The organism is Halomonas sp., from assembly GCF_029263665.1.
Lineage (GTDB): Bacteria > Pseudomonadota > Gammaproteobacteria > Pseudomonadales > Halomonadaceae > Halomonas.
Window position 1 is genome coordinate 31,184 of the sequence record NZ_JAJUFQ010000025.1, and the last position, 19,615, is coordinate 50,798.

At 60.2% G+C, this 19,615-nt stretch carries 20 protein-coding genes; all 20 read right to left on the reverse strand.

Annotated elements, in window-relative coordinates; translation table 11 throughout:
• Positions 1-3: 3 nt before the first annotated feature.
• The gene (locus Q1K07_RS18465; protein WP_300314465.1) at positions 4-753 is read right to left on the reverse strand and encodes a FadR/GntR family transcriptional regulator; all 750 of its coding nucleotides are present in this window, start codon (positions 751-753) and stop codon (positions 4-6) included.
• 105 nt (positions 754-858) lie between these two features.
• Complete coding sequence (locus Q1K07_RS18470; protein ID WP_300314468.1) at positions 859-1,821, reverse strand: SMP-30/gluconolactonase/LRE family protein; 963 nt, start codon at positions 1,819-1,821, stop codon at positions 859-861.
• 37 nt (positions 1,822-1,858) lie between these two features.
• Entirely contained in the window at positions 1,859-3,007 is a 1,149-nt protein-coding gene (dgoD, locus tag Q1K07_RS18475; protein ID WP_300314471.1) for a galactonate dehydratase, read from the reverse strand.
• A 2-nt stretch (positions 3,008-3,009) separates the two neighbouring features.
• Complete coding sequence (locus Q1K07_RS18480; protein WP_300314474.1) at positions 3,010-3,822, reverse strand: FCD domain-containing protein; 813 nt, start codon at positions 3,820-3,822, stop codon at positions 3,010-3,012.
• 190 nt (positions 3,823-4,012) lie between these two features.
• On the reverse strand, positions 4,013-4,672 hold the full coding sequence (locus Q1K07_RS18485; RefSeq protein WP_300314476.1) for a 4'-phosphopantetheinyl transferase superfamily protein: 660 nt from the start codon (positions 4,670-4,672) through the stop codon (positions 4,013-4,015).
• Positions 4,656-5,102: an excinuclease ATPase subunit gene (locus tag Q1K07_RS18490; RefSeq protein WP_300314479.1), complete on the reverse strand. Its 447-nt coding sequence runs from the start codon at positions 5,100-5,102 to the stop codon at positions 4,656-4,658. The genes Q1K07_RS18485 and Q1K07_RS18490 overlap by 17 nt, the downstream gene beginning before the upstream one ends.
• Positions 5,103-5,218: 116 nt before the next feature.
• Positions 5,219-6,481: a beta-ketoacyl-ACP synthase gene (locus tag Q1K07_RS18495; protein ID WP_366945092.1), complete on the reverse strand. Its 1,263-nt coding sequence runs from the start codon at positions 6,479-6,481 to the stop codon at positions 5,219-5,221.
• Positions 6,481-7,206 (reverse strand): 3-oxoacyl-ACP reductase FabG, encoded by a 726-nt coding sequence (gene fabG, locus Q1K07_RS18500; RefSeq protein ID WP_300314481.1) that lies wholly within the window; start codon positions 7,204-7,206, stop codon positions 6,481-6,483. Before fabG ends, Q1K07_RS18495 begins: the two co-directional genes overlap by 1 nt.
• The gene (locus Q1K07_RS18505; protein ID WP_300314484.1) at positions 7,203-7,694 is read right to left on the reverse strand and encodes a hotdog family protein; all 492 of its coding nucleotides are present in this window, start codon (positions 7,692-7,694) and stop codon (positions 7,203-7,205) included. The genes fabG and Q1K07_RS18505 overlap by 4 nt, the downstream gene beginning before the upstream one ends.
• Entirely contained in the window at positions 7,691-8,860 is a 1,170-nt protein-coding gene (locus tag Q1K07_RS18510; protein ID WP_300314487.1) for a beta-ketoacyl-ACP synthase, read from the reverse strand. Before Q1K07_RS18510 ends, Q1K07_RS18505 begins: the two co-directional genes overlap by 4 nt.
• Entirely contained in the window at positions 8,845-9,504 is a 660-nt protein-coding gene (locus Q1K07_RS18515; RefSeq protein WP_300314490.1) for a DUF3261 domain-containing protein, read from the reverse strand. Before Q1K07_RS18515 ends, Q1K07_RS18510 begins: the two co-directional genes overlap by 16 nt.
• 20 nt (positions 9,505-9,524) lie before the next feature.
• Entirely contained in the window at positions 9,525-10,769 is a 1,245-nt protein-coding gene (locus Q1K07_RS18520) for an FAD-dependent oxidoreductase (protein WP_300314492.1), read from the reverse strand.
• Positions 10,756-13,029 (reverse strand): hypothetical protein, encoded by a 2,274-nt coding sequence (locus Q1K07_RS18525; RefSeq protein ID WP_300314495.1) that lies wholly within the window; start codon positions 13,027-13,029, stop codon positions 10,756-10,758. Before Q1K07_RS18525 ends, Q1K07_RS18520 begins: the two co-directional genes overlap by 14 nt.
• On the reverse strand, positions 13,026-13,649 hold the full coding sequence (locus tag Q1K07_RS18530; RefSeq protein ID WP_300314498.1) for a LolA-related protein: 624 nt from the start codon (positions 13,647-13,649) through the stop codon (positions 13,026-13,028). The genes Q1K07_RS18525 and Q1K07_RS18530 overlap by 4 nt, the downstream gene beginning before the upstream one ends.
• Entirely contained in the window at positions 13,649-14,089 is a 441-nt protein-coding gene (locus tag Q1K07_RS18535; RefSeq protein WP_366945093.1) for an acyl-CoA thioesterase, read from the reverse strand. Before Q1K07_RS18535 ends, Q1K07_RS18530 begins: the two co-directional genes overlap by 1 nt.
• Positions 14,076-15,671, reverse strand: coding sequence for a histidine ammonia-lyase (locus tag Q1K07_RS18540; RefSeq protein WP_300314501.1), 1,596 nt, complete (start codon positions 15,669-15,671; stop codon positions 14,076-14,078). The genes Q1K07_RS18535 and Q1K07_RS18540 overlap by 14 nt, the downstream gene beginning before the upstream one ends.
• Entirely contained in the window at positions 15,668-16,606 is a 939-nt protein-coding gene (locus Q1K07_RS18545; protein ID WP_300314504.1) for a glycosyl transferase, read from the reverse strand. The genes Q1K07_RS18540 and Q1K07_RS18545 overlap by 4 nt, the downstream gene beginning before the upstream one ends.
• The gene (locus Q1K07_RS18550; protein ID WP_300314507.1) at positions 16,603-17,358 is read right to left on the reverse strand and encodes a glycosyltransferase family 2 protein; all 756 of its coding nucleotides are present in this window, start codon (positions 17,356-17,358) and stop codon (positions 16,603-16,605) included. Before Q1K07_RS18550 ends, Q1K07_RS18545 begins: the two co-directional genes overlap by 4 nt.
• Entirely contained in the window at positions 17,351-19,063 is a 1,713-nt protein-coding gene (locus Q1K07_RS18555; protein ID WP_300314509.1) for an AMP-binding protein, read from the reverse strand. The genes Q1K07_RS18550 and Q1K07_RS18555 overlap by 8 nt, the downstream gene beginning before the upstream one ends.
• Positions 19,060-19,602, reverse strand: coding sequence for a hypothetical protein (locus Q1K07_RS18560; RefSeq protein ID WP_300314512.1), 543 nt, complete (start codon positions 19,600-19,602; stop codon positions 19,060-19,062). The genes Q1K07_RS18555 and Q1K07_RS18560 overlap by 4 nt, the downstream gene beginning before the upstream one ends.
• Positions 19,603-19,615 lie beyond the last annotated feature (13 nt).

Sequence of the window (19,615 nt, forward strand, 5' to 3'; positions counted from 1 at the left end):
AGGTTATTTCTCGCTGAGAAAGCCGCGTTTTACCTGAACTTCGTTGTCATTCATCACCGCCTGAGCGTCGAGCAGATGCTCGTGCATCAGCCGACGGGCCCGGTCGGCATCGCCGTCCTCGATGGCATCCAGAACCTGGGCATGGTACTGGCAGCCGGCCGGACCCAGGTGATGATCCCCTGGCTCGTAGAGGCGGCGATAAACGGTCAGGTCGGCCAGTATCTGGGCGGTGAAACGGATGATGAATACCAGCAGAGGATTGCCACCTGAAAGCTGGGCCAGTTCCTCGTGAAAGGCCAGAGAGTCAATGTGCTGTTGGCGCTCGGCGTCAAGATTCTGGGCTGGCTCTGCATAGCTGTGAAGGCTGGCCCGCAGGCGGGTGAGGTCCTCGGCATCGACCTGGCCGGCAAGTGATGCGGCCAGTTCTGGCTCCAGTGCCAGGCGGATCTGGTAGATGTCGTGAATCGAGAGATCCTTGAAATACAGATAATGGCTGAGCAGGGAAATGGCCCGGGTCTCGCTCATTTCTCGTACAAAGACTCCTCCGCCGGGTCCCGTGCGGGTTTCGACCAACCCTTGAGCCTCGAGAACCCGTGTACTTTCGCGGATCGTGCCCTTGGACGCTCCCAACGTCTCCATCAACTCGGTTTCACTGGGCAGGCGGTCACCAGGACTGAGCTGGCGATCGACGATCCAGCCCTTGATAACCTCTGCCAATTGGTAGGGACGCCTGCGTGCTGCTGTTTTGGCCATGACCTCGCTTGCTTCCTGAAATGCCTGCTTTAAGGGACTCAGGTTATCAGATCGACGAGGTCTCTAGCCTGTGTTTCTGCAATATCAAGCCCGTAACAGCAGCTGTCATGACCGAATATGCAACGGCTCTTCATGCTGGCCACGTACACCGGGCAGGATGTCACGCAGGTCGATGATGAAGGTTGCACCATCCTGGCGACCTGGCGCCTGTTCCGTTTGGCCCTCGGTCGCCGTGGTGATCAGCAATGTCGTCAGATCACGGCCGCCAAAGGCTGGGCAGGAAGGTTGCTCGGCATTCACTTGCACATGGCCGATCTCCTTGCCTTCTGGCGACAGGCGGGCGACGCGTCCGCTGCCCCACAAGGCAAGCCACATGCAACCTTCGCTATCAATCACGGCGCCATCCGGACTGCCTGGATCGTTGCTGAAGTCGGCCCAGGGCTCGGGAGACAGCAGCATGTCTGGTGCTGCTGCCTGTCCATTCTGGAGGAAGGCACTGCCATCGGTGCGCTGCGGGAATCCGTCGGCATCCAGTGACCAGCGCATCACCACTTGCGTCGTGGTGTCAGTCAGCCAGGCATGCTGGCCGTCAGCCGAGAAGCACAACGCATTGGGAATGCTGATGTCCGTGCACAGTGTATAGATGGTGCCACGATAAAGACGATACAGGCTGCCTGCGCCAGGTTCAGCATGCTTGCCCATGGTCGAGAACCACAGGCCGCCATGCTGGTCGGCGCGGGCGTCGTTGCTGCGAGTGACAGGATTGTCGGCCTCGACATCACGCCAAGGCGCCACTTGTCCATGAGCATGTTCCATGATGGCCAGGCCGTGTTCGGTGACCAGCAGATCATCACCATCGACCAGTGGCTGGGCGAAGGAACTCAACTGGTCAAGCTCGATCACCCGGTGTTCGCCACTTTCCAGGTGATGGCGATGCAAGCGGCGGCCAAGAATATCGAGCCAACGGAACTCGCCACGGGCGGCATCCCAGCTAGGCCCTTCCCCCAAGTGGGAAGGGGGAGAATAAAGCGCCTCGGCATGGCCGAGGCATGGAGAGATAGTGGGCATATTGTTCTCCCTGAGCGTTTACCGTTGAACGCTTCCCTTACCACTCGGCAACGGAGCCATCTTCATGTTGCCACACCGGGTTGCGCCAGCGGTGGCCAACTTTTGAACGTTCCTCGACGAATGCCTCGTTGATTTCCACACCAAGTCCCGGACCTTCCGGAATGGCGCAGAAGCCATCCTCGATGGCCAGGGCAGACTTGTCGACCAGATAGTCGAGCACGTCGTTATCCTTGTTGTAGTGGATACCCATGCTCTGTTCCTGGATGAAGGCGTTATGGCATACCGCATCCAGTTGCAGGGAGGCCGCCAGGGTCAGCGGGCCGAGCGGACAATGTGGGGCCAGGGCCACATCATGGGCCGAAGCCAGGGTGGCAATCTTCCAGCCTTCGCTGATGCCGCCACAATGGGACAGGTCCGGCTGGACAATGTCGACCATATTGTCGGCAAACAGGTCGCGGAACTGGAAGCGGGTATGCAGGCGTTCGCCGGTGGCGATGGGGGTGGCCAGGTCCTGGGCAATGGTCTTCAGGGCAGGGAGATGCTCCGGGGCCACCGGCTCCTCGATGAACATCAGATGGTAGGGCTCGAGCTCTCGCATCAGCGTCTTGGCCATGGGACGGTGTACGCGACCATGAAAGTCCACGGCAATGCCGACATCCGGACCTACGGCATCGCGGGCCTCGGCGACGCGGGCCACAGCTTCATCGATCTTGCGGTGGCTATCGACGATCTGCAGTTCTGGTGTGCCATTCATCTTGAAAGCGGTAAAACCCTGGTCGACCAGGGCCTTGGCACCAGCGCCCACATCGGAAGGGCGGTCGCCGCCGGTCCAGGCGTACATGCGCATCTTGTCGCGTACCTTGCCACCGAGTAATTGGTGGACGGGAACACCCAAATCGCGTCCCTTGAGGTCCCATAGCGCCTGGTCGATACCGGCGATGGCGGACATCAGTATCGGGCCGCCACGGTAGAAGCCGGCCCGGTACATGACATTCCACAGGTGTTCGATGTTACGAGGGTCCTGGCCGACCAGATAATCGGCGAGCTCATGCACGGCAGCTTCCACCGTGGCGGCGCGACCTTCGATCACTGGCTCTCCCCAGCCATAGACGCCTTCATCGGTCTCGATCTTCAGAAACAGCCAGCGTGGTGGAACTTGCCAGGTCTTGAGTCGGGTAATTTTCATCGTCAGTGTCCTTGAGTGGAATCGTGAAGGGGGCGTGATGGTGCCCGCAATGTGGCTGTGGGTGGAGATGTGCTGTGATCCATTTCCAGATCCATTGCGGTGCGCTCCAGCAGGCACTCTGTGGCATGGCGTGCCTGTGCTGGCTGGCGTAGGCGAATGGCTTCCAGTAGTTGCTGATGGCGTTCGAGGCTATCGCTCAAGTCCTGTGTGTGATGCTGTGCACTTTGGATCAGCGCGACGATGGATGGCTTGAGCAGCAGCCCCATCTGCCGCCATACCAGATTATGGCTGGCGCGATAGATCGCATCATGGAAGGCGACATCATGCTCGATATGCTGCTGGCGAAGCTCTTCTACACCGGCACTGTCACGCATGCCGATGAAAGCGGCCTCGATGCGAGCCAGGTCCTCGGCGGTGGCATTCAATGCCGCCAGCTCACTGATATAGGGTTCTGCGGACAGGCGAAAGGCAAAGACGGCTTTTATCAGCTGAGGATGAGGTGATTCCAACCTGGCCATCCAGGCACTCATCTGTGGTGCCAGCAGATGCCAGTCGATGATGTCCTTGACCACAGTGCCACGCCCGGCGGTGCGCTCGATCAGCCCGGCGGTACTCAGTTCCGCCAGAGCGTTGCGCACCTTGTTGCGGCTGGCGGAGAAGTGGGCACATAGATCGATCTCCCGGGGGAAAGTATCACCAGGTTGCCAGTGGCCAGACAGGATCGCCTGGGCCAGAACCTCGGCCAACGCAGAAGCGCTGCGCTCCTGGGCAGGTTGGGGCAACTTGGCAAGACGTGGTGTGGCGAGAGGATCCATGCAGGAACTCCAAAATGTCTGACGACAATATATGAAATGTCAGACATTTTGTGCAACTCGACTTTTGATCGACTCCATCGTGCTGATGGGTGAAGTGAGCGAGAAAGCGATTCAGCATCGAAAAGGAAGTCGCCATGGAACCACGCTCGATGGTCGGGCGAGAACTACTTGAGAATGACTGCCGGGAACATCAGAGATCTTGTACCGGCCTGAGTGTTATGGACGTTGTTCCTGGCAGCGGCATGCTGATGTCGAGCTCAGGGCTGATATCGAGCTCAGGGCTGCGAATACAGAGATGAATGGTCAATTGCTCATCCTGATATTGCCAGACATGTATGGTGCCATTCGGAGCCAACTCGTCGAGCATTGTCGCGATATCCGGGGAAAGCACGTGCGACGGCCTTTTCCCTTCGCTCCAGGCGAGCTTGAAGAGCGCTTCATGCAAGGTCCAGGCGCGATAGAAAGCCTGTTGTGGTTGGGCATCCTGGTGGATGGAGGTGCGTATCTGCGGTGTGGGGAAAGCTTCGATCAGGCCGTCGAGCTTGCGTGCATGACGTCCAATGGGGCTCTCGATGTCCAGTCCGAAGGGTCTGTTGGACAGCGCGGCGATGACATGATCACGACGGTGGCTCAACCCCGGCCAGATACCATTGGGCAGGTTATCGTGGCGTACCGGTCCGTGACCGCGCGGTGACCAGCCTGCCAGGGGGCAGTCGATCGCCCACTGGGCCGCAAGCTGTGACAACAACTCGCGGCCCAGGCGAGAGGCTCCGGCTCCTCTGGCTACTGGCCCTGTACGTGCAAGGGCCAGTAGCAGGCGAGCGGGGCCTAGCTCACTCCAGTGTGACAACTTCGCCCTTGAGCGAGACACCGGCAATCAGGGTACCGGCACGACATTCGTATTCCGTTGCAGAGGGCCTGGCAATCTCATCGTAGTAGCTGGTGATGTTGATGACCGCATTGGCGCCTTCTTCCTTGGCACGCTCCTGTATCGCCAGCAGGGCGGACAGCATCACCCAACGGCAGGCTTCCTCATCGGTCTTGTTCAAGGCATTGGTCTTGCGGTATGTGACCACTGGCCCATGTTCCTGGGCCACGCTGCCGGCGACGGCACTGTCGCCGAAGACAAAGTGGATATTGGGGTCGAGCTTTTTCTTGGCCTCAGGCATGGCCAGTACATCCTGAATGGGCAGGAAATACTGCGTATCGCGGGCCTGAGCCATGGATGCCAGCACCATGCTGCTGAGCATCAAGGCCAGGCAAATCAGTCCTTTCTTCATCTTTTATCACTCCTTGTGCAGTGAGATAGATTGTGCGGTGAGATAGATGGCGTGGTGAGATGGAGCCGCTGAGGCGGTGGTTGCAAAGCGAGCATGAAACCTGTCGGCCCAGGGCTTCATGGGCCCCAGCGCTGGAAGATCAGTGATGTATTGATGCCGCCGAAGGCAAAGTTGTTGCTCATGACATATTCACAGTCGATGTGGCGGCCCTTGCCACAAAGGTAATCCAGTTCTGCGCATTTTGGATCGAGCATATCCAGATTGGCGGTGGCGTGGAACCAGCCTTCACGCATCATCTCGATAGCGACCCAGGCTTCGAGTGCACCGCAGGCCCCTAGAGTGTGACCGGTAAAACTCTTGAATGCACTGATCGGCTGAGCTTTTCCAAAGACGGCTTGTGTGGCAATGGACTCAGCAATATCGCCACGTTCCGTGGCTGTGCCATGGGCGCTGACATAGCCGATCTGCTCCGGGCACAACGCGGCGTCGGCGAGTGCACCGCGTATGGCAGCCTCCATCATGGCGGTATCTGGCTGAGTGACATGGCGGCCATCACTGTTGGTGGCAAATCCTACCAGTTCGGCATGAATCCTGGCTCCCCTGGCCAGAGCATGCTCGAGGTCCTCCAGAATCAGGGTTCCTGCCCCTTCTCCGATGACCAGACCATCACGCCCAGCATCGAAGGGACGAGGTGTCTTCTCGGGTTGGTCGTTGAGTGTGCTGGTCGCGAACAGGGTATCGAAGACGGCTGCCTCGGAGGCGGAAAGCTCTTCGCAGCCGCCTGCAATCATGGCGGTCTGGCGACCGAAGCGAATGGCCTCGTAAGCGTAGCCGATCCCCTGGCTACCGGAGGTACAAGCACTTGAAGTGGTATGGATGCGTCCGCGAACACCAAGGAAAACCCCGATGTTCACTGGCGCGGTATGCGCCATCATGCGGATATAGGAGTTGGCATTAAGCCCATCGGTGGACTTGTTGATCAACATGTTGCCGAAGTCGGCCACCGCGTCAGGTTCTCCGGCGGAGGCGCCATAGGCGATGCCCATGCGGCCGCTTCTGGTCAACGTGCTGTCGAGCAGACCGGCATCTTCCAGGGCCAGCTCGCTGGCCCGGGTGGCCATGCGGGCTCCGCGTCCCATGCTGCGCAGGGCCTTGCGATGGTAGTGTTCGGGCAGGGAGAAGTCTTGCACTACCCCGGCGAGACGCGTGTTCAAGCCCTCGTACTGTTCCCACTCTTTCATATGACAGATGCCGTTGATACCCGCAGCGAGACGCTGGCGAATGCTTGGCCAGTCGTTGCCGATAGGCGAGAACCCCGCCATTCCGGTCACGACCACGCGTCGGCCCAGACCGTCGGGGCGCATGGCATTGGTTGTCATCAGCACATACCTCCGTTGACCGCAATGACCTGGCGGGTGATGTAGCTTGCCTCGTGGGAACACAGGAAACTGACGGCAGCGGCAACTTCATCGGCGGTACCGGTGCGCTGCATGGGGATCATCTTGAGCGCTTCATCGCGAGCCAGGTCTTCTGTCATGTCAGTGTCGATCAACCCTGGCGCAACGGCATTGACGGTGATTCTGCGTTTGGCGAGTTCGATGGCCAATGCCTTCACGGCTCCGATCAAGCCGGCCTTGGCGGCGCTGTAGTTGACCTGTCCACGGTTACCCATCAGACCGGAGACGGATGACATGACCACAATGCGCCCGGGTTTGCGCCGACGTACCAACGGCATGGTGATCGGCTTGATCACGTTGTAGAAGCCATTGAGGCCAGTATCGATGACCCCATCCCAGTCGGCATCGGACAGCGCCGGGAAAGCCGCATCGGCAGTGATGCCGGCATTGCACACGACGCCGTAGTAAGCCCCGTGAGCGTCGATGTCTGCTTCCAGCGTCTGGCGTGCATGCTCTCGGTCAGTCACGTCAAAGCACAGAATGCGCACGTCACGGCCCAAGTGACGAATGTCCTCGGCAACACGCTCGGCGGCATCCTTTTGTTGACGACAATGCAGCACGATATCGAAGCCGTCCTTGGCCAGGCGCAGCGCAATGGCACGGCCGATGCCTCGGCTGGAGCCGGTAACGAGAATGGTATCTCTCATGGTTGCTCCTTCAGCATGGCATTCAGGGCATCTTCGGATTCGGGTTGGAACACATTGAGCAGAGCACTGGCGACCTGGCCCTGAGCGGTGTGTAACTCGGCCTGGAAGGCGCCCAGGCCATTGTCGGCACGATAGTCCAGTTGAATGGTGACTTCGACGGGCACACCCAAAGGGAAGGATGCAAGGTCGCAGCGATAGCGTCGGGTACCGAGCAGAAAACCGATGCTGGGGCGCCGTCCCTGATCCGTGTTGTGGTGTCCTGACCAGGCAGCGATGGCCTGGGCCATCCACTCCAGGCCGACCCAGCCGGGGATGCCTGCGGAGGTTGCAAACAGGTCATCACGCTTAGGAGTGACTCGAGCGCGCAGATGCTCCTGGCCAACCTCCAGTAGCTCATCCAGCAGGCACATGTCACCTTCGTGAGGTACCAGTGAGTCAATGGACTGAGGATATGAACCTGCCTGGTCGGGAGTCGTATGGTGAATCATTGGCTGCGTTCCATGAGCAGGGCAATGTTATTGCCGCCAAAGGCAAAGGCATTGGACAGGGCGCGTTTCACATCGTAATGGCCGCCATGGCTGAAGGTCAGGGCGGGCAGGGCCGGGTCGGCCTCGTACAGCTGAGGCGGTAGTTGCCCGCGGTCGATGGCCAGCCAGCAGAAAGCGGCTTCCAGGGCGCCACATGCTCCCAGTGTGTGGCCTGTCAGGCTCTTGGTCGAGCTGCAGGGCACACCTTGAGGGAACACTTCGGCAACGGCCAGGGATTCCATCGCATCATTCAGCTTGGTGGCGGTGCCGTGCAAGTTGAGATAGTCGACCTGTGACGCCTGCACGCCAGCCATGTGCAGAGCCGCGAGCATGGCTTCACGGGCGCCGGAACCATCCGGCCGGGGGGCGGAAATATGATGGGCATCGCTGGTTTCACCATAGCCGCCAAGCTGAATGCCGCCGTTTTCTCCAGTGACCAGGAATAGCGCGGCCCCTTCACCGAGATTGATGCCCCTTCTATCGGCGGCAAAGGGACGGCAGGGAGCGTCGCTGACCGCCTCCAGCGAGGCGAAACCATTGACGGTCAAACGGCACAGTGAGTCGGCCCCTCCCGCGATGGCCGCATCGCACTGGCCGCTGGCAATCAGGCGGCGGGCACTGGCCAGGGCCTTGGCGCTGGACGTGCAGGCCGTGGACAGGGTATAGGCGGGGCCATCAAGGTTCAGGTACCAGGCAACGAAATCAGCAGGTGCACCGATTTCATGGCGATAGTATTGGAAGTCCTCTGGCCAGTCGCCATCCCTGCCGCGTTGTGAAAGCGCGTCTTCGGTTTCCCCGATGCCTGACGTGCTGGTGCCCAGGATGACGGCAATACGTGCATCAGGATTGGCACTGCGCCAGTCTTCCAGAGTGGGGGCCAGGCGCTCCAGGGCTGCCGCAAGCAAACGGTTGTTGCGTGAACGGTACTTGCTGGGCCATCCACTGTCATCCGGAAGGGCAGTGTCAACGCGTCCCAATGGCAAGGGCCTGCCCGGTGTGAAGGCATCGCTCGTGTGCAAGCCCGCCTGGCCTTGGAAAAGGCGGGTGGCGATGATGTCCAGTTGGTCGCCAAGTGGGCAGACCAGGGCTGGTGGGTAAAGGCGGCAATAGGTCATGGTGGAGGGCATGCTGTCGTGCTGTCGTCTTGTGTTTTCGTGCCTTGCGCTGCTGTCGGCGCAATGTAGAGCCGATATCCTGCTTCGACATCATCAATGACTCGACATTGCGGTGTTGTGTCGATACGTGCTTTCAAGCGACCTCGGTAGTAGATCCTGCGTTGTCTGGCAGTAGTTTCCAATGTCCAGTCTGTGCCGTTAAAGGCATCTTGTATGTCATCTTTCGGCCACAGGCTCCAGGTCAGGCGGCTGGCCAGCCAATCGGCACTGAAGGGGGGATCGAACACCGCATCGGGCAGGAAACGGCTACCGTTTTCATCACGAACCATCGTCAGCAGTCGCTGACCCTGCAAGCTCAGCAAAGCCAGTTGCAATTGTTGATGGTCGTGGCGGATGACACCGAGAAGCGTATCGCGCTTGTTTGCGTGCTCAAAGGTCAGCCGTTGAATACTGGGTGTCGCGGGTGGCAGCGTTGCGAGACTTGGTGCCGGTGACGTTGGTGGTATGTTGCTGCAGGCACTCAGAGCCAGTAGCAGGACGCCACTGAGAAGCCCGTGGAGCAGGGAGTGTTTCTGCCCTTGCGGACGGCGCTCCTGGCCACTCGAGGCTGTCTCACATCGCGTCAGGCCATACCGGGCCATGTCGCCTTGCTTCATCGAGATCAGCTCCATAGGGCTCAACTCCCCTGTTCCGGGTAGCAATATTCGGCCAGGCTATCCAGGCGTCGCTTGCTGGCGCTGACAAACGGGTTGTCCTGATCCCAAGCATAACCGGCCAGAACCGAGGCAATCATCTGTCGGATTCTTTGTGGCTGGCGGTCGTGGAAAATGATGCGTTGCAGACGCTCGTCGTACCAGGCATCGACAAAAGCGCGGAAGGTAGCAATACCTTGTCGCAAGGGACGCTCAAAGGAGGTGTCCCAATCGATGTCCTGTCCTTCCAGCTGTTGCTTGACCAGAGGCGCTGCGCGCAGGGCGGAATCCAGAGCGATGGTGACGCCTGAGGAGAATACCGGGTCGAGAAACTCGCCTGCGTTGCCGAGAATGGCGAAGCCTGGACCATGCAGACGCTCGATGTCAGCAGAATAACCGCCGATACGCTGGACCTCGCGCCTAGGCTGCGCATGACTCAACAGACGAGAGAAACGCGGTTCCTGACGGAGCAGGTTCCACAATCGTTGGTCGTCGCTGTCGCCAGCGGCATCGGCCTGGTCTGGTGCCGTCACCACGCCGACCGAAGCACGTCCGGAACGGAAGGGAATCAGCCAGTACCAAGTCGTGGCGTCCTGGGGATGAACCCCGATCAGAATCTTTTCACGGTCGTATTCCGCCGCTTCGATATGGTCTTCGACGTGGGTGAAGAGCGCTGTGCGGGGCGCCAAGGGAGAGGGTCGGTCAAGCTTCTCCAGGCGAGCCAGGACACGGCCATAGCCGCTGGCATCGAGCACGAAGCGAGCCTTCAAGGTATGACGCCTGCCTTGTTCATCTTCAAGCTGAAGACATGGCTGTTGAGGGTGGGCGTGAAAGCCGGCAACACTGACGCCGAAGTGGATCTGAGCGCCGGCGCGACGTGCTCCCTCGATCAGGCGTTGGTCGAAGTCGGCTCGTTCCACTTGCCAGGTGGTGCCTGGCCCGGAAGAAAACTTGTCGCGGAAGTCGATGGCAGCATAGCGCGCACGATGACAGAAGGCAGCTCCGTTCTTGGCCTGGAATTCTCCGGCTTGCGCAGACTCAAGCAATCCGCACTGTTCCAGATAGACCATGCACTGGGGCAGCAGGCTCTCGCCAATGCTGAAACGAGGGAAATGCTGGCGCTCCAATACCTGTACTGACCAACCGTCACGCGCCAGCCAGGCTGCAGCTGCCGCCCCGGCAGGGCCGGCACCAATGATCGCGATGTCTGTAGTCTCAACGATGTCCATGAGAAGTCTTCTCCGTGTGAGAGGCGGCAAGTGATTTGCTTGATCGAGAGAAGGGCACCAGACACCAGGTGGCGGTCAGACCGATCAGGCAGGTTGTGCCGAGAAAGTGCAGTGCAGGAGTGGCACTGAACGCCAGTAGTCCAAACGCCAGCAGGCTGGAGGCGCAGGATAGCGTGATGGCCAGCCAGGCAGCCGGGTCGTCGGGGTGCTCGGTACTGAAGATGCCGGCATCGAGACCAATGCCGAGTACCAGCAGAAGCCCCAGCAGGTGAAAGAGTGACAGGCCAATCTGCAAGGCAGCGAAGATCCCCAATGTCAGTATCACTGCGCCAACAGGAGGTAACAGCACCCGCCAGGCGTTCAAACGGTAGCGCCAAAGGAAGGCAACACCCAGCACGAACATGGCCAGGGCCAGCCAGCGAATGATGCTGGTGCTCAGTTGTTCCAGTTGGGAAGAAAGTGCACTGACCCGGTCGCGATATAAGGTACCGGGGGCTCGGGACAGCGCCTGGACTTTGGCGAGGCCCTGATTATCGAGGTCTCCCAGCAGAATGACGGCACTGGGTGTGCCATTCAGTGTGAACCATAACGGGCGCAGGGTTTCTCCAGCGTCATCGTCAAGCCATATGTCCGGCGTCAATGTCGGAACCTTGTCCAGTGTTGCCCAGATACGACTCGCTTGTTCGGAAGGTAGCCCTGCCTGTTTCAGCACAGATGGCAGGGCGCTCTGATAGCGTTGGGTGACGGTTTGCAGGTTGCTTTCCTGGGTGGCTCTTGAGGGTACGACCTGGGCCAGGTGACGGTAGCTGGATAAGTGTCCTTGATGATGCAGGCGAGATAATTCGGCATCCATGGTCTCCAGGCGCTGCAGCAGCGTCTCGGGAGCGTCCGCTTGCAGTACCAGATAACGGAACCCTGCTGGTTGGCCGAGCAATGCCTGTACGCGCTGCTGCTGATCGATCAGTGCCTGGGGGGAACTGTTCAGTTGACGCAGGTCGTGACGCGAGTGGCCTGCCAGAATAGCCAGCAGCAGCGCGGCAAGCAGTACCAGCAGCATCAGAACATAGGCGTTGCGATGATGAGGGCCCAGGCGCAGGCTGTTCAGGCGCAGGGCAATGGCCTGGGTAGCAGGATGGCTGCGCAGAGGGATGCAGGGCAGGCATAGGCGAACGCTCAACCAGGCACCGAACAGGCCACAGGCGGTGAAGGTTGCCATCTGGCGCAGGCCAGGAATGGGCGGCGCCATCAGTACCAGGTAAGCACACAAACTGGAGACAAGGCTGAGAAACAAGCCTGGCCACAGCGCAGAAAGTGGGCGGTGTGGATGCAGTTGACGCATGCATTGCAAATGCAGTGCGTAGTCCACCGAGATGCCGATCAGACTGGCACCAAAGGCCAGGGTAATCAGGTTCAGGGAGCCGAATAATGTCCAGGTGATGGCGCTGGCAAATAATAGTCCGCTGGCAACAGGCACCAGCAGTGTTGCCATCAGGGCCGGCCGGCGAAAGACCAGCCAGAGCATCAGCAGGACACCGAGCAGGGAACCGACACCGATGGTGGTGACCTCTCGCTGGGCCTGCCGGGCTCCGGCGGCGGCGTGGAACACCAGGCCTGAACGCAGCAAGGTGAGATCAGGGTGGTCGGCAGTAAAGCGATCCAATGTCTCGTTCAGGCGGCGCTGCAGTTCCATGTCGTAGGGACTGGCGGCCAGGGTGGCACTGATCAGCCGCCACGTCGCCTTTGGTGTGGTGACGACCGGGCCGCCATCGCGCCATTCCACGTGGGAGGCAAGACGGGCACTGAGCCAGGCATCAAGCAGGCCGAAGGGGTCATGAACGAGGTCGCCAGCGACTCCTGGGGTGAACAGGCGAGACAGACCACGCTTGATCCAGTCTTCCGGAGTGCCCTGTGCCAGTGTCGGGGGCAGCAGTCGATATCGGTAGGGGGCCAGCAGGTGGTCCGGGCGAGGAGGCGACTGCTCATCAAAGCGAGCCACCACGCCGCTTTCTTGCAGGCGCCTGCGTAGTTCCTGGGTGGCAGCAACATCACCGGGGCCGGTGACCAGTATCAGGAAGCGCTGCTCGAAGGCGTCTGCAAGGCGTTGGTCTGTGTGCTGAAACAGAGCGTTGCTGGCAGATTCCGGTAGCAGGGCCGTGATACGGGTATCCAGAGGAGCACCGCGCCATAGCTGGATCCCGAGCAGGACAGCACTGACCAGGATCACGCCCAACCATAGCAGCAGCCCCCGTGAGCGGATCACTGATAGTGCCCCTGCTGGGTATCACTTGCATCATGGCCGGGTTGTTCGCCATTCCCTTGGTCAATGACGTCAGGGCAGGGTGCGGCACTCAACTCCAGCATCAGCCTGTCGCCGTTGCGGAAGACCAGGTGCAACTGGTCGATTCGGTCGGCGCCATTGAGCTGAATCTGCTCAAGGCGTTCGGACACGATGTCATCAGTGGGCGTAAGCGTCGCGTTCCACTGTTCAATACTGCCCTTGAGATCGATGCTGAAATGCTGTTCGAGCCTGGCCCAGTCGCCCTGGAGCAGGCCTGAAAGTACAGGCAGCATGGCCTTGAGCCCAGGCGGCAGGTCGGGATTGTCCGGCGTCAGTACGACACGGTCGTTGACGGGGGTAAGTGTCTGCCAGATGAACCCTTGTGACTGGCGCTGAAAGTAGCCCTGGCTGTCCACCTGGGTTCCCAGGTCTGCCAGCCAGCGTTGCTGCTGAAACTCGACACACTCAGGCGCCTCTTCACTGAGTCGCTGGCTGAGTTCAGCAAGATCGAGAGAAGAACGGGGACCAGCGCCGGTTTCGGTAGCCGCCGCGGTGGAGGCAAGCGCTGCCGTCAGCAGCAGGGCGAGAAGTGAATAACGCATCAGTGATTGGCCTCCTGCCAGGTGACAAGCCTATCGATGAACACTTGAGGGGAGGCCAATTGCATCTCCCCCGAGGCCATTTCCACGGCAACCTGCACGGTCCATGCCCGGGTCAGGCGGCGCCGGGTTGTGGCACAGCGGATGGTGTAATCGATCTTCATGCGATGCTCCCATTCGCTGAGTCGGGCCTCGATGACAAGATGCTGGCCGAAACGCGCTGGAGCGGCATAGCGTAGCCTCATGTCGATGATCGGCCAGGCATAGCCTGATTCGCACATCTGCGGATAGTTGTAGTTGATGGTGTCCAGCAGCTTGCAGCGGGCGATTTCCAGGTAGCGGACATAATGGCCATGCCAGGCGACCTGCATCATGTCGACGTCGTGAAAGGGGATCTCGATGTCGGCTTCAATCTGCGGTAGAGGGCGATCATCCGGCGTCATACAGGCTCCAATGGCGCTTGCGAATCAGTGAACACAGCAGAGTGAGGTCCTGGTCCAGGGCGCGGTCTTCAAGTACAGGGTCGATATTCTGGCGAATGGCGTCGATGAAGTCGCCCAGGGCCTGGGGTACGGCCTCATTGTTCTCTTCGGCACTCGCTGCGGTGCTGCCTGTGTGAAGGATGTTCAACTGGCTGCGCAGCTCTACGCCCTGACAGGCAGCATGCAGGGTGGCTGCGGCGACCTGTTCGACCAGTGTCAGTACGCGCAGGGCATCGCGGGCGGCGATGGTGCCCATGCTGACCTTGTCCTGATTGTGGCACTCGGTGGAGCGGGAAAACACGCTGGCGGGCATGGTCAGTTTCAGTGCTTCGGCAGTCCATGCGGAGGCGCCAATCTGAACGGCTTTGTAACCATGGTTGAGGGGGAGCCGCTCAGGGCTGGCTCCGCTCAGATTGCTTGGCAGGCCGTGGTTGTAGCGAGTGTCGACCAGCAGCGCCAGCTGGCGGTCGAGCAGGTCCGCAAGGTTGGCCGCTGCTTGCTTCAGACTGTCCATGACGAAGGCCACGTGGCCGCCATAGAAATGTCCGCCGTGCATCACCTTGCCGACATCGGGGTCGATCAGTGGATTGTCGTTGGCGCTGTTGAGTTCATTGGTAAGGAACTGGCGCCACCAGGGCAGAGCATCTTCCACGACTCCGATGACATGCGGAGCGCAGCGCGTCGAATAGCGATCCTGCAGGCGTGATGAGTTACGTGGGGTGCTGGGGGCGTGAAGATCCTGGCGCAGTCGCTCGGCGACACGCTGCTGGCCTGGGTGAGGCTTGGCAGCGAACAGGTCGGCATCGAAGTGGTAAGGGTTGCCGTTCAGTGCCTGGACCGAAAGCGCGGTGATGCGAGTGCTCAGGAGGGCCAGATAGGAGCAGCGGGCAAAGGCCAGGATGCCCAGAGCGGTCATCACTGCAGTGCCATTCATCAATGCCAGTCCTTCCTTGGGCTTGAGCCGATAGGGCGTCATGTGACGCTCGGCCAGGGCCTCGGCGGCAGACCGGCGAACACCGCGATCGAAGACATCGCGTTCGCCGCACAGCACGGCCGCGAGGTAGGACAGGGGAGTCAGGTCGCCACTGGCGCCTACGGAGCCTTCCTCGGGAATGACGGGCAGCACATCTTCCTGCAACAGCCACACCAGCCGCTCGAGCAACTCCATGCTGACCCCTGAAACGCCCTGACACAGAGAAACCAGGCGCACCAGAATCACTGCCCGTGCGGCCTCTGCTGCAAGCACCTGGCCCTGGCCACAGCCATGAAAGGTATAGAGATGACGCGGCAGGCTATCGATGTCGTCCATGCTCACCGGGCGCGTGCAGGCATCGCCATAACCGGTGGTGACGCCATAGACCACACCGTCTTCTTCCAGCAGACGCTCAAGGAATACCTGGCCGCGGGTAATGCGTTCGCGGAACTCCGGTGCTGTCGAGAGCGCCACTTTGCGACGCCCTTCGGCAACGGACAGGATATCTTCGAGAGACACTGTCGAGCCGTCGAGGACAAGAGGAGAAAGGCTGGCAGATAGCTGTGTCATGGCGGAGATATCTCGGGAGGTTGCCAGAACGGAAAGAAGTTGAACCACTGTAATGGGTGATGGCGGACGTGGTTCTCGAGTTGTGCCACATAGCGGAACATGGCGTCGTCAAGCCAAGCCTGGCGGTGCTTGCGCGGCAAGGATGACGTGTCATCGAAAGGCGTGAAGTCGACTCGGTAGGCATCACCATCGCGCACGCAGGCCAGCAGGTAGACAGGACAGCGCAGCAGAGCTGCCAGGAGGAATGGGCCTTCTGGGAATGCTGCAGGAGCGTTGAGGAAGTCCAGCCAGCGATAGCGTCCCAGTCCAGGAGGAACCCGGTCGGCAGCGACGACGACAAAGCCGCCTGCGCGGATCCTGGCATCCAGCAATTGAGCGGTGGCAGGGGTGATGTCGTTGATCTCGATGATGTTGGGACCACGACGCCCCGTTGCACGGCTCAGTAGCTCATTGAACTTGCGAGCATTGCGACTGTGCATGATGACACTGACATCGAAGTTCGAATCCTGTTCATTCAGCGCATTGACCACATCGAGGTTGCCATGATGAGCCACCAGTACCAGGCCGCCCGGCCCCTGGCGTTCTGCCCTGGTGAGAGCTTCGGAGAAATGGCGTACGCCGTCACCCTGAAGTTCATCGGCCGGAAAGGCACCGCTCCAGGCGCCGACCTTGTCCATCAGGCAGCGGCCAAAGCTGAGGAAATGGTGAAAGCTGCGCTGGTGCCAGGCCAGGGGGCTTCGGGACAGATTGGGGTCGAGGCGTGCCAGGTAATCGCGCGATGCATGGCGGGCGACGGCATGAGTGGCGTAATACCACAGGATCACTGGCCACAGGACAAGTTTGAAAGGCCATTCGCCCAGGCGCCGCAAGTGCACCATGAGCAGCATTCCGCCCAGGGTGCCGCGTTCACCGACACGTGCCCATGAGGACTTCATGATGCTACCCAATGTCGCTTCAGCAGGCGAGGGAGGCGCGGCAGCATGGCGAAGAACAGGCGTGCATGCATGCGGCTGATCTGCAGGTTGTCGCGCCATACATGATAGTGGCTGATGCCATCTTCCGGGTAATGCACTCTCACCGGCAGGTTCTCTATGTTGCCTCCACTCCAGTACCAGCGCACCAGGACTTCGGTATCGAATGTCATGCGCTCTCCACAGGGATGTTGCGCCAGCAAGGCATTGACCTGCGCTACTGGATAGAGGCGGACGCCACACATAGTGTCGCGAATATGGCAGGACAGTGTATTGATCCAGACCCAGACATGGGTAGCGTAGCGCCCATAGTGGCGGACCTTGGGCACGCTCTCGTCATAGCAGGCGTAACCCGCCAGAAGGGTTTGCGGGGCATGGGCCATGCTTTCAATAAAGGCAGGCAGGTCGTCAGCATGATGCTGGCCATCGGCATCGACCTGCAGTGCGTGGGTATATCCCAGCCGTTGTGCCTCTGTCAGGCCTGAGCGTACGGCGGCTCCCTTGCCCCGATTGCTGGCATGACGCACGAGGTGATGTCCTTGTGCAGCAAGGCGTTCCAGCTCATGACGACAAGGCGCGCTGCAGCCATCGTCGACCAGAATCACCGGCAGGTCCAAGGCGCTCAAGCGATCACACACCGCGGCGATGGTTTCGGGGTGATCGTAGACCGGTATCAGGGCGCAAGGATGCAGATCAGTCATGGGGAGCTCAGTCATGAGTGGCATCCTGAGTGAACACGACTCGTCCGGATGCATGCCGTCCGTGGTGAGAGTCATAATGGAAGGCAATGCCATCGTCACGTCGTTCAAGATGCAGGCTGAAGCGCAGGCCAGGACGCAGGATCTTCTGGAATTTCACCCGCTCGACCGCACAGAAAGTCCCCAGTTCACCGAAATGCTCCGTGGCCAGCTCAATGGCCCACTGAACCAGTACGACACCTGGGACGAGCGGAAAGCGAGGGAAGTGGCCTGCGAGATAGCGCAGGCGACTGGGAACTTCCAGATGTATCACGACGTTGCCTGCACAGTTTGATACTTCCCCAAGCCAGCGGGGCTGACGGTCGTCGTCGAGGTCGGCGAAGCAGCGTGAGAGCAAGGCGTTGTCGTGCTTGCCCTGGGAATTGACAGGCAGCATTTCGACAAAGCGCCAGTAACGGGGAATTGCCACGTTATCCAGCTCATCGCCAAGGATATTGCGCAGACGCTCGACAAGACTTCGTCGCGTCTCATGATCACGAGGGATCGACTCGGGCTCCATGGCGACGACGATAGCCAGACGGCCATCGCGTTCGGCAAGGGGCAGGCAGCGGGCGGCGTGAATGTCTTCCAGCAGGCTGAGGCAATTTTCGATCTGGGTCAGGGAAATACGCTTCCCCCCTACCTTGGCCACGCGATCGGCTCGTCCCAGCAAGTGAAAGCCATCTTCCTGGGAAGCGGCCCGGTCACTCTGCAGCCACCAATGTTCAGGGTGTTCCAGAAAGGTGGATCGGACTTGCAACTTTCCTTGGTCAATTCTCCAGTCGACACATGGAAAGGCCGTCCAGCATGCCGATTGTTGCTGACGTCGCCAGGCAACACCGCCGGTCTCGGTACTGCCGTAGATTTCGATGACAGGGGCCTGCAGCAGCTGTTCACTGCGTAATGCATCTGCTTCGCTCAGTGGCGCGCCCGAGGAAAACACGCGTCGGGTAATAGCGGGCCAGTGCAGATGCTCGGGGAGGCGTGATAACTGTGCCGGCGATGATACTACTACGGCCGCCAGCCCGGCTTTCTGGGCATCCATGAGCCTTTCTGCCAGCGTTTCGGGGTAACGACTGTCTCTCGCGCTGAACGGCACGCCGTGGCATAACGGATGGAGAATACCGGTCAGCAGGCCATAGATGTGCTGATGGCTGACTTGAGAGACTACCGCACAGCCTTCGAGAGGCCATAGCTTGGCATGCTGGTCGAGTTCGTCCTCCAACTGCTGGAAACGCTTCGGCTGCATGACGGGTTCGCCCGTGGAACCAGAGGTATACAGGACCACGGCCTCACGCTGGGCTTGCAGAGGAAGAGGCGCCGGTATCGCGCATTGTTGGCCGTTGGGGGGCTGGGAAAGTGGCGCTTGTACGGGAACCTGAGGTGGGTATGGCGGGATGATGCCGTCAACCATACTACTCAGGCGGCGCAGGGTGGCGGGCTTGTTGTCGCCTGGCAATACCGCGCTGCGACCGCTTTCCCACAATGCCAGCAGCGCTGCGGTAAATTCCATGGGATCTGTTTGAAACAGCAGCCAGCGCCCCTCGGCCTGGGATGACAGCCAGATACGCCATGCGGTGATCCGGGGTGCTAGCGTTCGTGCCGAGCACCAGTCTGCCGGTTGTGCGCTGGACTCACCCGCAGCACGCTGCCAGGGCGACCCGGTGAGAGCAAGGTAATTCACTGGGTTCTACTCCGTAGTCGGCGGCGGCAACACCATTCGGTGACAAACATCAGCGCCATCAGTACATAGCTGATGGCGCCATTGTACAGGGTCCAGACGGCCAGGCTGGCATAGTAGGCAGTCCAGGCCGCTATGGCGCCGTTGACAAGAAAGAACACGCACCAGGCTTGGGTCACCTTGCGGGTGTAGCGCACTCCCGACGGTGGCAGGTCAGGTTCCTTCAAGCGTGCAATGCGCTCGATGATGGGGGGACCTTGCCACAGGCTGAAGGCGAAGGTTGCCAACATGATGGCATTGACGGCGACAGGATACCCGCGTAACCCCCATTCGGCCTTTCCTGCCAGACCAATGGCGATGAGTGCCATGGCGGCCAACACTGCCAGCCCCCGGGCCTGAGGCAGTCGCCAGGCGATAAGTGCGCTACCCACGGCCAACAAGGGCCAGGGGCCCAGGCTATCTTGAAGCCACCACACCGCGAATGGCCAGGCAGCGGCAAGCAGGACAGTTGCTGTCGTGACCAGGAAAGTGGTGGGGCGCATGGAAGGTCCTTCT